Raw genomic sequence first — 12,170 nt, forward strand, 5'->3', positions numbered from 1 at the left:
ACAAATTGTGAGAAAACCCCCGTGCCATGGCACGGGGGTTTTCTGCGTTTACGGCCGGCCGGCACTCGCTTAGGCTCGTACGCATGCGCTACGACCTCGTCATCTTCGACAACGACGGCGTCCTCGTCGACAGTGAGCCCATCTCCAACCGGCTCCTCGCCGCCTACCTCACCGAGTTGGGGCACCCCACCTCCTACGAGGACTCCATCCGTGACTACATGGGGTCGGCGATGCACCGAATCCACGATCTGGTCATGGAGCGGACGGGGAAGCGGCTTCCGGACGACTTCGACGACGTCTTCCACGCCCGTGTGTTCGCCGCGTTCCAGCGCGAGTTGAAGCCGGTGGCCGGTGCCGCCGACGTACTGGAGAAGCTCGCGGTGGACGGGACGCCGTACTGTGTCGCGTCCTCGGGGGGTCACGAGCGGATCCGGGTGGGGCACCGGGCGACCGGCCTGGACCGGTGGTTCGGCGAGGAGCGGATCTTCAGTTCGCAGGACGTGGGCCGGGGCAAGCCGGCGCCGGACCTGTTCCTCCACGCAGCCGACCGGATGGGAGTGGCCGCCGAGAAGTGCGTCGTCGTCGAGGACTCCCCGCTGGGCGTCCAGGCCGCCGTCGCGGCCGGGATGGACGTCTACGGCTTCACGGCGATGACCCCGGCCGCCAGGCTCGCGGATGCGACCCAACTCTTCTCACGCATGGAGGAGTTGGCCGACCTGCTGACATGACGCCGGCCACCGGCGTGGCACTGACAATTGTCATGCGGAGCTCCGGACGATCGTTTCTACTGGCGGGCCCCCCTCGCCCGCGAAGCTTTGAGCATGACGACGAACACGAAGCGCGCGAGTCTCGCCCCCCTGCTCGTGGATGTGGCGGTTCCGGTCAGCGGGTACTACCTGCTCAAGAACGGGTTCGGGATGAGCACGCTGGCAGCCCTGGGGTGGAGCAGCGTGGTCCCCGCCCTGCGCACCGGCTGGGCCGCGGCCAGGGAGCGCAGGGTCAACGCGCTCGCCGCGCTCATCCTGTTCGTCAACGTGGTGGGGCTGCTGCTCAGTCTCGTCGCCGGTGACCCGCGGCTGATGCTTGCCAAGGACAGCGGTGTCAGCAGCGCGATCGGCATCGGCATCCTGGTGTCCGTGGCGCTGGGCAGGCCGATGATGACCGCGGCCATGAAGCCCTGGCTGGTGAAGGGCGACGCGGGCCGGGAAGCCGCCTGGGCCCGACTGGCGGCCGGATCCGCGGACTTCCGGCGGGCGGAGAAGGTGTTCTCGCTGGTGTGGGGCGTGGTGCTGCTCGCGGAGTGCGTGGTGCGGGTCGTGGGTGCCTACACGGTGCCCGTGGACACCATGGTGTGGCTCGGCACCGTGATCCTGGCGGTCACCATGGTGCTCGGGTTCTTCCTGAGCGGTGCTCTGGCCGCCGGGCCGATGGCGCACATGCTGATCGCCGAGACGAACGCCGCAGCCGGGGGTTCCTCGCAGGTCCAGGAGCCCGCGCCGGCCCGGAAGGCCGCGAAGTCCCCGAACGGACTCGCCCTCGTTGGAAGCTGAGCCGAATTCACCTTTCACCGGACCTACCCACAGGTAGCCCAGGGCCCTACGCTCGCCGCCATGACTGATGTGCTGCGGCGCGGTAGGGCCTCGCTGGCGTTCAGCTTCTTCGCACAGGGCGTCGCCTTCGCTCTCCTCGTGACGCGCATCCCGGCCATCCAGGGCCGGTACGGGGTCTCCGACGCGCTGCTTCCGGTCTTCCTGGCCGCCGTGCCGATCCTCGCCGGTGTCGGCAGCACGGCCACCGAGCAACTGGTGAAACGCGTCCGGCCCAGCCGGCTGCTGCGCTGGTCCCAGCCCGTCGTCCTCCTGTCCCTGCTCGGTGTCGGGGCGGGCGACCGGGTCGCCGAACTGGCCGTCGCGCTGGCCGCGTTCGGGCTGGCCGTGGGGATGCTGGACGCCTCGATGAACATGCTCGGGGTGAGCCTCCAGCGGGCGTACGGCCGCAGCATCATGCTCGGCTTCCACGCCGTCTACAGCCTCGGCGGGATCCTGGGTGCCTCGCTGGCCTGGGCCGGGGCGCACTGGCACCTGGCCCTGTGGGTGTCGTACCTGCCGGTGGTGGCGGTGCTGCTGCCGGCGGTCCTCGTGGGCAGCCGGTGGTACGTCGACGCGGACTCACCCGCCGCACCGGAAAAGGCCGACGGGAAGGCCGCTGGCGAAGGCGGCGGGACCGTCGTGTTCCGGCTGCTGCTGCCGCTCTGCCTGGTGATGACCTTCGCGTACATAGGCGACTCGACCGTCTCCAACTGGAGCGCCAAGTACCTCCAGGACACGCTGGGCAGCTCCGAGCAGCTCGCTACGGTGCCGTACAACGTCTACATGGTCACCACGCTGCTGGGGCGGGCCCTCGGGGACACCGGGGTGCGGCGGTTCGGCGCCGTGGCCGTCGTGCGGCTGGGCGCGCTGGTGGCGGCGCTGGGGTTCGCGGTGGTCGCCGGGGCGCCCGGTCCCTGGGTGGGCATGCTCGGGTTCACGCTGCTGGGGCTGGGTCTGTGCGTGCTGGTGCCGCAGACCTTCGCCGCGGCCGGGCGTCACGCTTTTGACAACTACGGCCCGGGGGCGTCGGACCAGGCCGTCGCACGGCTCAACATCTTCAACTACGTGGGTTTCCTGGTCGGCTCCCCGCTGGTGGGCGCGCTGGGCGACGCGTGGAGCTACCGGGGGGCGATGCTGGTGCCCATGGCTCTGGTGCTGGTGACGTCGGTGTGCGCCGGGTCGTTCGCGCCGCGGGCGGACCGATACGGTGACGGGCATGAGCGGCCGCGCACAGCTGATGTGGGACGAGGCAGTAACGGGCTATGACTTCGGCCGGGACCACCCGATGGACCCGATCCGCCTCGTCCTGACCCGGAAACTGGTCGACGCGCTCGGACTCGACCGGGAGGCGCGGCTGGTGGCGGCCAGGCCGGCCGGCGACTCGACGCTGCGGCTGGTCCACCGGGACGACTACATCGCCGCGGTGAAGGCCGCGTCGGCGGATCCGGGATCGGCGGACGCGGCGTACGGCCTGGGGACGCCGGACGATCCCGCGTTCGCCGGGATGCACGAGGTGTCCGCGCTGATCGCGGGGCAGTCGGTGGCGGCGGCGGAGGCCGTGTGGCACGGGGACGCCCTGCACGCGGTGAACTTCGCGGGCGGACTGCACCACGCGATGCCGGGCGCCGCTTCGGGCTTCTGCGTCTACAACGACGCCGCGCTGGCCATCGCCCGGCTGCTGGAGCTGGGCGCCGAGCGGGTCGTGTACGTCGACACCGACGTGCACCACGGGGACGGGGTGCAGACCGCGTTCTGGGAGGACCCGCGGGTACTGACGATCTCGCTGCACGAGCATCCCCGGACGCTGTTCCCGCAGACGGGTTGGCCGCAGGAGACCGGGGCACCGTCCGCCGAGGGATCGGCCGTGAACGTGGCGCTGCCGGCGGGGACCGGGGACGCCGGGTGGCTGCGGGCGTTCCACGCGGTGGTGCCGGAACTCGTCGCCGACTTCCGGCCGCAGGTGCTGGTCACCCAGCACGGGGCCGACACGCACTTCGAGGATCCGCTGGCGCATCTGACGGTGTCGCTGGACGCGCAGCGGGCGGTGCAGATGGCATGCCATGAGCTGGCCCACGAGCACGCCGAAGGACGGTGGATCGCGCTGGGCGGCGGCGGATACGAGGTGGTGGACGTCGTCCCCCGGTCGTGGACGCATCTGGTGGGGATCGCCGTGGGGCGCCCGGTGGAGCCGGAGACGGTGATTCCGGAGAGCTGGCGGCAGGTGGTGTACGCGCGGACGCGGCGGTTGGGCCCGATGCGGATGACCGACGGGCGGTGGCCGGTGTCCTGGGCGGACTGGGAGGCGGGATACGACCCGGCGGACCGGCTGGACCAGACGATCCTGGCGACCCGGCGGGCGGTGTTCCCGCTGCGGGGTCTGCTGCCGTAGCACCGGCCCGGTTTTTTGGTTAGGCCGACTGTGCGGTGTTCCCGGGTTCCCGGGACGACCGCGGAGGCCGTGCGTCAGCATCGCTCGGGTGTTGAGCATCGCGGCGCTGCGCGCCCATCTGGTGAGGGCCCGTCTCGCCGGGGTGGTGGCCACGACGCGGGAGGCCGGTCTGCGCAGCTACCGGCTGTTCGCGGCCCGGGATCCCCGGGTGCTGATCGGAATCGACCCCGAAGGGCCCTGGCAGCAGCGGGACTTGATTGAGCTGATGGCGCGCAGGTGCGGCGTTTCGGCCGATCCGCTGCACACTCTCGGCCCGGACGTCATCGACCCGGATCTGACGCTGGCCGGGCTGGACGCCTTCGCGGACCGGCTCGGTGCGGCGGCGCGACGGGGTGCCCCGGTGCTCCTGGGCACCGGGCATCCGCACCGGCTGCTCGGTTTCTACGCCGCGCTGGCGGACGCCCTGTCGGCGGCGGGATGTACCGTCCTCACCCCCGCGCAGGGTCGCTCTGTCGACATAACGACCCGGTTCGGTCTACGCACGTACCGCCTCGAGTACGTCCGGGGAGTCGCCCTGGTCCGGCTTCCCGGCGCCGAACGCTCCGGTGGTGAGCCCGGCGCGCACACGCATTCACCGCTGCCGGTTCGGCTGGCGCTCGCGGCGGCGGCCGACGCCGGCGGACCGCTGCCCGGTCTGGTGATCGGGGATCACGGCTGGGTCTGCGGCGCAGGTCAGCTGGGGTTCGAGGCGATGGGCCCGGCCGACACGAACGACCCCGCGCTCTTCGTCGGGCAGGCGGAGGGGTGCGTGTCCGTCGTCGTTCCACTTGATGACGGCGTACGGGCCGCCTACTACCGCCCGCTGGCCCGCTACGTACTCAATCGCGCCTGTCTGTCACAGTAGGCCGCCGATGGTCCACCTCTTCCCCACTCGCATCACACGCCCCTACCCTGGGGAGTGAGCACGCAGCGACGAAGAGTCACCGGAAGGGGAAGCCGGTGGCCGTCGAGTGCGGAAGGTTCAGGTGTGTCATGGCTGCAGCTGGCGAAAGGCCTCTGAACGAGGTTCAGTTCCTTACCGTGGCGGAAGTCGCCTCGGTCATGCGAGTGTCGAAGATGACCGTGTACCGCCTGGTGCACAGCGGTCATCTGCCCGCGATCCGGGTGGGGCGGTCGTTCCGCGTCCCGGAGCAAGCGGTTCACGAGTACCTCCGCGAGAGCTACGTGGGGGTGGACACCGCCTGACGACGATCGGGAGGGGTCCGTGAAGGACAGTACGGAGCACTTCCGGATCCCTCCGGACACCTCGATTACGACCTCAGCCCTCGGGCGGGTAGGCTAGCCCCTCGTAGGTCGTGTGGGCCCATGGCGCCCAAACACCGAGTGATGAGAAGTGAGCGAGGGTAGTCGTGGGCTCTGTTATCAAGAAGCGGCGCAAGCGGATGGCCAAGAAGAAGCACCGCAAGCTGCTCAAGCGCACCCGCGTCCAGCGTCGCAACAAGAAGTAGACGCCGGTCGCGCGCGGTACGCGCCAACGCGAAAGCGTGTCTGTGACCCCCCACCATCCGGTGGGGGGTCGCGTGCGTTCGGGGCCGGCCGCCGTGGTGGCTCGATCCCGTTCGCACGCACGTACCTTGCGTCACGCGCGCATCGAGCCCCGCCGTGGCGCGGGCCCGACCCGATAGGTTGGCCGCACATGGGGAACCCGGCGGGAATCCGGGCGGGAAGGAAGGCGCTGATCTTGGGACAGGTCGTGCTCGTGACCGGAGTGGCCCGCCAGCTCGCGGGCCGGTTCGTGCGCCGTATCCAGCGTGACCCGCAGGTCGACCGGGTGGTCGCCGTGGACGCGGTGCCGCCCGAGCACCATCTGGGCGGCGCCGACTTCGTCCAGGCGGACATCCGGCAGCCCACGATCGCGCGGGTGCTCGCCGAGACGTCCGCCGACACCGTGGTGCACATGGACGTGACCGGCACCGCGCTGGCCAGCGGCAGCCGGGCCCTGGTCAAGGAGACCAACGTCATCGGCACCATGCAGCTGCTGGGCGCCTGCCAGAAGTCCCCGTCGGTCAAGCGTCTGGTGGTCAAGTCCAGCACCAACGTCTACGGCTCCGCTCCCCGCGACCCGGCGGTGTTCACCGAGACCACCCCGGCCAAGTCCCTGCCGTCCGGCGGCTTCGCGAAGGACACGGTCGAGGTCGAGGGGTATGTGCGGGGCTTCGCCAGACGGCGGCCGGACGTCGCCGTGTGCGTGCTCAGGTTCGCCAACATCCTCGGCCCGACCGCGGACACCCCGCTCGCCTCCTACTTCTCGCTGCCGGTGCTGCCGACGGTGTTCGGATACGACCCGCGGTTGCAGTTCGTGCACGAGGACGACGTGATCGAGGTGCTGCGGATCGCCTCGCACGAGCCGCGCCGCGCCACCCTCAACAGCGGCACGTTCAACATCGCCGGCGACGGCGTGCTGCTGCTCTCGCAGTGCTCCCGGCGGCTGGGACGTCCCACGGTGCCGCTGCTGCTGCCCGCCGTGACGTGGGCGGGCTCGCTGGTGCGTACGCTGGGAATGACGGACTTCTCACCCGAGCAGATCCGCCTGCTGACCCACGGCCGGGTCGTGGCGACGGACCAGATGCGCGAGACACTCGGCTTCGCACCCAAGTACACGACCGCGGAGACCTTCGCGGAGTTCGCCCGCAGCCACGGCCCCGGACTGCTGCCGCCGGAGGCCCTCGCGGGGGCCGTCGACCGGATCGCCGCGCTGTCCCACCCGGGCAGCGGCCACCCCCAGACGCAGAGCGCCAACTGAGGAGCGCAGCACCATGGCGGACGCCAAGGTCATTCCGTTCGACGACGACCGGTCCCGTGGGAGCGCCGGACAGCGGCCGTCGCGGCGCCGGGGCACGGGGAGCCGCCGCACCGGCGCGGAGCCGGCGGCGGTCGGCGAGGTGCAGCCCCTGCCCGGCATGGGGGCCGCGCAGGAGGACGTCCCTGTGACCGGTGAGGAGCAGCCGCCGAGCGGGCCGGCGGAGGACGGCGGCCTGGAGCGGCGCATCGCGAGCGGTCTGGCGTTCCTGCGCCGCCGTCTCACCGGGGACTACGACGTCGACGACTTCGGCTACGACGCCGAGCTCACCGACCAGCTCCTGATGTCCCTGCTGCGGCCGCTGTACGAGAAGTACTTCCGGGTCGATGTGAGGGGCATCGAGAACATCCCCGCCGAGGGCGGCGCCCTGATCGTCGCCAACCACTCCGGCACGCTGCCGCTGGACGGGCTGATGATGCAGGTCGCCGTCCACGACCGGCATCCCGCGGGCCGGCATCTGCGGCTGCTCGCGGCCGACCTGGTGTTCGTGCTGCCGGTGGTCAACGAACTCGCCCGCAAGCTCGGCCACACGCTCGCCTGCACCGAGGACGCCGAGCGGCTGCTCGGGCAGGGTGAGCTGGTCGGGGTGATGCCGGAGGGCTTCAAGGGCATCGGCAAGCCGTTCAGCGAGCGCTACAAGCTGCAGCGGTTCGGCCGGGGCGGCTTCGTGTCGACCGCGCTGCGCCAGGGCGTGCCGATCATCCCGTGCTCGATCGTCGGGGCCGAGGAGATCTATCCGATGATCGGCAACGCCAAGACCCTGGCGCGGCTGCTGGGCATCCCGTACTTCCCGCTGACGCCCACCTTCCCGTGGCTGGGTCCGCTGGGCGCGATCCCGCTGCCGACGAAGTGGACGATCCAGTTCGGCGAGCCCATCGCGACGGACGGGTATCCGCCGGAGGCGGCCGAGGACCCCATGCTGATGTTCAACCTGACCGACCAGGTCCGCGAGCAGATCCAGCACACCCTGTACAAGCTGCTGGTGCAGCGCAGGTCTGTGTTCTTCTGAGTTCTTCCGACGGTGCCACGACGGCGGGGGCGTCCCTTGGTGAGGGACGCCCCCGCCGCCGTGGGGCCGGCACCGCCTACTTCGTGTCCTCCGCGTTGATGCCGAGGCCGGGCAGCAGGCCGGGCAGGAGCGGCGGGATCGTCACGTCCGGGCCGCTGGGCGGCGACTTGGCCGCGGACGGCGAGGCGCTGCCGCTGGGCTTCGGCGGGTCGAGCAGGTCGCCGGTGGAGCCGCCGAGGAACCCGTCGCCCTCGCTGCCGGAGCCGGCCGAGGCGCTGGGCTCGTCGGCTCCACCGGAGTGGGGGCTGCCGGAGGATGCGTCGGCGCCGGTGCTGGGCTGGGCCGAGTGCCCGGCTCCGGGCGAACCGGCGGACGGCGTCGGCCGGGGGACGTGCTGCTTGCCGTCGCCGGCCGGGGCGGAGGGCTGGGGGAGCATCGACTGCAGCGGGGCGACCTCGTCGTCTATGGCGTCGAACACCGACGACACCTGCTGACTGACGTCGCCGAGCTGCACGGGCAGCCGGTCCCGGAGCGCGCCCCAGGCCTCACGGTGGGACCGCGAGAAGGTGGAGAGGGCCTGGATGGGACGCAGGGAATCGGGGTCGCGCTCGTACGCCTGGTGCAGCAGCCGGTGGCCCTCGGCGGCGTCGTGCTGCATCCCGGACAGGGTGCGGCGGATCTCGCCGATCGACTCGTGGTCGAGCTGTCCGCCGCGGCCGCGCTCCATCAGCCGGCGGGCCTCGCTCAAGCGGGTCGAGGCCAGATCGAGGTAGGCCTGGCCCTGCTCGTCGGCGCCGTCGGTCAGGTAGGTGAGCTTGAAGTCCTCGATGCCGCGCTTGAGCCCGTACAGCGAATCACCGGGGAGGGCGCCGGAGCTTGCGGCGGCCACTCCGCCGAAGGCTCCCGCGGCCACCCCCACGCTGAGTCCGCCGGCGGCCAGCGACTTGCTCAGCCGCGTGCGCGGCCGCAGTTTCCCCAGGCCGCTCGCCCGGTGTGCGCCGCGTCGCCTGGGCACTGGTGGGTCACTCGCCTCGCCCGCCGCGGTGCTCTCCTGGAGCATGGCCTCCATCGCGGCCACCAGGCGGGCCCGCTGGACGACCTTGACCTCGGGGTCCAGTTCCGGCCGCGGCAGCGCGTCCAGACCGGTGGCGAGGGCCAGCATGCGGCCCTGCTCGGTCCGTTCCGCGGCAGCCGGGGCCGGTGCCGGTCCTTCGGCCTGTTCGGCCGCCGTGCCCCGGTCGGACAGCTCTTCCAGGGCCTGGGCGAAGGCGTTCGCCCGCCGGTGCGCCGATACTTTCGCGATCACTGGCGGCACCTCCTCTCGTCATCACGGTCGACTCCCCGGGGGTCCTGAGGGTGCACGTCCACAGCCGCTTCTCCCGATCGGTCGATCAGGATTGGCCAGGGCGTGACCACAGGGAGCCTCTATCCCGCACAACGAGCGGCGCGGCACTTGGGTTACGGACCCGGGCGGATCGGATCGAGAAGTCAACGCGCCTCGACGGAGCGTGAGTTGAACGTCGCGGAGCGTATGTGCGGCTCAGCGCGCGTCGTCGGGGAGAAGCCGGGCCAGGGTGCGCACGGCCCGGTACTGGAGTGTCTTGATCGCACCCTCGTTCTTGCCCATCACCCGAGCCGTCTCCGCGACGGACAGGCCCTGGAGGAAGCGGAGCGTGACGCACTCCTGCTGCTGCGGGTTGAGCCGTCGTACGGCGTCCAGGAGGGCGGCGTTGGACAGGGATTCGAGGACGGAGTCCTCGGGGGAGCGCTCGACCTCGTTGGCGTCGAGCATCTCGCCGGTGGTGACCTCGAGCCGGAACCGGCTGGACTTGAAGTGGTCGGCAACGAGATTGCGGGCGATGGTGACCAGCCAGGCGCCGAAGTCGCGGCCCTGCCAGGTGAAGGTCCCGATGCGGCGCAGGGCGCGCAGGAAGGTCTCACTGGTGAGGTCCTCGGCCGTCGCCTTGCCGCCGACGCGGTAGTAGATGTACCGGTACACGGTGTCGCTGTACTGGTCGTAGAGCCGTCCGAAGGCGTCGGTCTCGCCGGCCTGGGCGCGCTCGACGAGCTCCATCATCCGGGCGCTGTCGCTGTCCGCGGCCGGGCGGCGGACGGTGGCCGCCGCGGCCGAGCGTCCTCGCCTGCCGGTCGCCCGCGCGTCGCCCGTCCGCCGCCCCTCGACCACGGCGCTGCGAGTCGGCACCTGCTCCATGCCGTCGGCCAGCGCGTAGCACGGGCCGACCGGCGTGGCGGTGGCGAATACGGGGCCGGCGTACGCGGTGGGGACGAGACCGCGCAGCAGGTCCAGGACCGTTGCGCGGAGCGTAGCCAGGCCCGAGGCGTCAACCCCGACGTGTGGGTACACGGGACTCCCAGAGGCAGAGCTTCCATCACGTGCAGTGCGGAACCGTTCACCCGTCGTAGCGACGATGGGGGACCGGTTTGCGTCTGAGGAGAATAACGCTTCGTATAGGCACTGCTACACCGAGTTGCTCAAATCATCGATTCCGTCGCTTCCCTGACCGATTTGCATGCCTTCGGGCGTCGCAGAGTGACCGTTTGCTGACCGGTCTGTTCCGTCTTCGGCTCATGTTGGGGGTGTTTCCTGGCGATGCACCGCCAAGTCGAATGGCCGGAACGGTATGGGCGTACGTTCGGTCAATTGCCCGCGGTTCCGGTGCGCCGCACGAACGTGATCGCCGAAGGCCCGTGCGGCCATTGGGCGGCACGGGCGCGTGCGGGGATCCGGGGGGAGAGAGAGCCGGCGGCGTGCCGGTGTCAGCGGCGGCGGCGGTGCAGGGCGATGGCGGCCGCGGTGCCGCCGGCCACGGCGCCGACGCCGGCCGCCGCGGGAATGCCGACCTTGGCCGCCTTGCGGCCGGTGCGGTAGTCGCGCAGGCGCCAGTCCATCTCGCGGGCGTGGCGACGGAGTTTGGCGTCGGGGTTGATGGCGTAGGGGTGGCCGACCAGGGACAGCATGGGGATGTCGTTGTGGGAGTCGCTGTAGGCGGCGCAGCGGCTCAGGTCCAGGGCCTCGGCCGCGGCCAGCGCGCGTACCGCCTCCGCCTTCGCCGGGCCGTGCAGCGGCTCGCCGACCAGGCGGCCGGTGTAGACGCCGTCGACGGACTCCGCCACCGTGCCGAGCGCGCCGGTCAGGCCCAGGCGGCGGGCGATGACCTGCGCGATCTCCACCGGCGCGGCTGTGACCAACCACACCTTCTGGCCGGCGTCCAGATGGGCCTGGGCGAGCGCGCGCGTGCCCGGCCAGATCCGCTCGGCCATGTACTCGTCGTAGATCTCCTCGCCGATCGACTTCAGCTCGGCGACCCGGTGGCCCTTCACGATCGACAGCGCCGAGTCGCGGGCGTCCTGCATGTGCTCGGGGTCCTCGACCCCGGCCATCCGGAACCACGCCTGCTGCCAGGCGAACTTGGCGAGGTCGCGCGTGTCGAAGAACTTCCGCTTGTACAGGCCCCGGCCGAAGTGGAACAGCGCGGCGCCCTGCATGACGGTGTTGTCCAGGTCGAAGAAGGCGGCGGCCCTCTCGTCCCCGGGCACCGGGAACTCCGAGGCCTCCTGCGCGGAGGGCGGGACGCCCTCTTCCTGCGAGGATTTGCGCGCTGCCTCCGCCGAGGCCTCGCCTGCCAACACGCTTCGCGCCGTGGCGGAGCGCCTACGGGAAGTGAGCCATCCGAGAGCGGCCATGGCGTGAGCATAGCCAGTTGGCGGGGTGCTTCCGGAGTCGAGAGGTTTCGCGGGCGGTGAACTCCGCGCGACGGCGGCGTTGCGCCGGCCCGCGCCGACCGGGTCCCGCCGCCCCGCGCCGACGGGGTTCCGCGGCGGCGTGCCGGAGCGACAATGGCCGACATGAGTCCCATCTTCCGCCGCAAGTCCCCCGGGCCCCAGGGGCGGCTCGTCACCCTGGTCCGCAAGCCGGGCTGCCATCTGTGCGACGACGCGCAGGCCGTCGTGGAGAAGGTCTGCGCCGATCTCGGCGTCGTCTGGGAACAGAAGGACATCACCCAGGACCAAGAGCTGTACGACCGGTACTGGGAGCAGATCCCGGTCGTACTCGTCGACGGTGAACAGCACACCTTCTGGCGTGTGAACGAGGAGCGACTGCGCAAGGAGCTCGGGGGTTGATCGAAGACTGACCGATGAGTTCAAAGTGGCCGGAAGTCGCCTAGGATCGATGGCGTCTTGGTCTCGGGGGCGGGGATCGTAGAGGAGAGTGTGCGGTTTTGCCCCCAACAAGAAAGGCGCGGCGGTGTGGATGCGACGGCTCCGGGCGTCCGCGTCGGGCATGCGTGACCCCGGTCACGT

General features: G+C 71.1%; 13 protein-coding genes. 10 read left to right on the forward strand and 3 right to left on the reverse strand.

Annotated features, from left to right (window positions below; all coding sequences use genetic code 11):
* The first annotated feature begins 83 nt into the window (after positions 1-83).
* From CG719_RS32865 to CG719_RS32905, 9 genes are all read left to right on the forward strand, one after another.
* Complete coding sequence (locus CG719_RS32865; protein ID WP_100572359.1) at positions 84-728, forward strand: HAD family hydrolase; 645 nt, start codon at positions 84-86, stop codon at positions 726-728.
* A gap of 93 nt (positions 729-821) precedes the next feature.
* Positions 822-1,550, forward strand: a complete 729-nt coding sequence (locus CG719_RS32870) for a VC0807 family protein (protein ID WP_199836876.1) — start codon at positions 822-824, stop codon at positions 1,548-1,550.
* Between the two features lie 60 nt (positions 1,551-1,610).
* The gene (locus tag CG719_RS32875) at positions 1,611-2,855 is read left to right on the forward strand and encodes an MFS transporter (RefSeq protein WP_100572361.1); all 1,245 of its coding nucleotides are present in this window, start codon (positions 1,611-1,613) and stop codon (positions 2,853-2,855) included.
* Positions 2,806-3,978 (forward strand): acetoin utilization protein AcuC, encoded by a 1,173-nt coding sequence (locus CG719_RS32880; RefSeq protein ID WP_100572362.1) that lies wholly within the window; start codon positions 2,806-2,808, stop codon positions 3,976-3,978. The genes CG719_RS32875 and CG719_RS32880 overlap by 50 nt, the downstream gene beginning before the upstream one ends.
* Positions 3,979-4,066: 88 nt before the next feature.
* On the forward strand, positions 4,067-4,882 hold the full coding sequence (locus CG719_RS32885; RefSeq protein WP_100572363.1) for a phosphatase: 816 nt from the start codon (positions 4,067-4,069) through the stop codon (positions 4,880-4,882).
* A gap of 128 nt (positions 4,883-5,010) precedes the next feature.
* Positions 5,011-5,223, forward strand: coding sequence for a helix-turn-helix domain-containing protein (locus CG719_RS32890; protein WP_157842153.1), 213 nt, complete (start codon positions 5,011-5,013; stop codon positions 5,221-5,223).
* A gap of 164 nt (positions 5,224-5,387) precedes the next feature.
* Entirely contained in the window at positions 5,388-5,486 is a 99-nt protein-coding gene (locus CG719_RS32895; protein ID WP_003948845.1) for a 30S ribosomal protein bS22, read from the forward strand.
* Between the two features lie 233 nt (positions 5,487-5,719).
* Positions 5,720-6,781, forward strand: coding sequence for an NAD-dependent epimerase/dehydratase family protein (locus tag CG719_RS32900; protein ID WP_100572364.1), 1,062 nt, complete (start codon positions 5,720-5,722; stop codon positions 6,779-6,781).
* A gap of 13 nt (positions 6,782-6,794) precedes the next feature.
* The gene (locus tag CG719_RS32905; protein ID WP_100572365.1) at positions 6,795-7,847 is read left to right on the forward strand and encodes a lysophospholipid acyltransferase family protein; all 1,053 of its coding nucleotides are present in this window, start codon (positions 6,795-6,797) and stop codon (positions 7,845-7,847) included.
* Between the two features lie 76 nt (positions 7,848-7,923).
* On the opposite strand, the gene CG719_RS32910 is transcribed toward CG719_RS32905, so the two are convergent.
* The 3 genes from CG719_RS32910 to CG719_RS32920 all read right to left on the reverse strand — a co-directional run bounded on the left by CG719_RS32910 (position 7,924) and on the right by CG719_RS32920 (position 11,552).
* Entirely contained in the window at positions 7,924-9,153 is a 1,230-nt protein-coding gene (locus CG719_RS32910) for a DUF5667 domain-containing protein (RefSeq protein ID WP_100572366.1), read from the reverse strand.
* Positions 9,154-9,387: 234 nt separating this feature from the next.
* Positions 9,388-10,212 carry an ECF subfamily RNA polymerase sigma factor, BldN family gene (locus CG719_RS32915; protein WP_100572367.1) on the reverse strand — a complete coding sequence of 275 codons (825 nt, stop codon included), beginning with the start codon at positions 10,210-10,212 and terminating at the stop codon, positions 9,388-9,390.
* A 413-nt stretch (positions 10,213-10,625) separates the two neighbouring features.
* Entirely contained in the window at positions 10,626-11,552 is a 927-nt protein-coding gene (locus CG719_RS32920; RefSeq protein WP_100572368.1) for an HAD family hydrolase, read from the reverse strand.
* Positions 11,553-11,705: 153 nt separating this feature from the next.
* On the opposite strand from CG719_RS32920, the gene CG719_RS32925 reads away from it, so the two are divergent.
* Positions 11,706-11,990 (forward strand): glutaredoxin family protein, encoded by a 285-nt coding sequence (locus CG719_RS32925; RefSeq protein ID WP_199836877.1) that lies wholly within the window; start codon positions 11,706-11,708, stop codon positions 11,988-11,990.
* The last annotated feature ends 180 nt before the right edge of the window (positions 11,991-12,170 follow it).

Origin of the sequence: Streptomyces sp. CB01373 (genome assembly GCF_002803075.1) — a bacterium.
GTDB lineage: Bacteria > Actinomycetota > Actinomycetes > Streptomycetales > Streptomycetaceae > Streptomyces.

Coding starts and splice junctions, on each gene's coding strand:
- CG719_RS32925 (WP_199836877.1), top strand. CDS start 11,706: ATGGCCGACATGAGTCCCATCTTCCGCCGCAAGTCCCCCGGGCCCCAG.
- CG719_RS32875 (WP_100572361.1), top strand. CDS start 1,611: ATGACTGATGTGCTGCGGCGCGGTAGGGCCTCGCTGGCGTTCAGCTTC.
- CG719_RS32870 (WP_199836876.1), top strand. CDS start 822: ATGACGACGAACACGAAGCGCGCGAGTCTCGCCCCCCTGCTCGTGGAT.
- CG719_RS32905 (WP_100572365.1), top strand. CDS start 6,795: ATGGCGGACGCCAAGGTCATTCCGTTCGACGACGACCGGTCCCGTGGG.
- CG719_RS32865 (WP_100572359.1), top strand. CDS start 84: ATGCGCTACGACCTCGTCATCTTCGACAACGACGGCGTCCTCGTCGAC.
- CG719_RS32890 (WP_157842153.1), top strand. CDS start 5,011: ATGGCTGCAGCTGGCGAAAGGCCTCTGAACGAGGTTCAGTTCCTTACC.
- CG719_RS32880 (WP_100572362.1), top strand. CDS start 2,806: ATGAGCGGCCGCGCACAGCTGATGTGGGACGAGGCAGTAACGGGCTAT.
- CG719_RS32920 (WP_100572368.1), bottom strand. CDS start 11,552: ATGGCCGCTCTCGGATGGCTCACTTCCCGTAGGCGCTCCGCCACGGCG.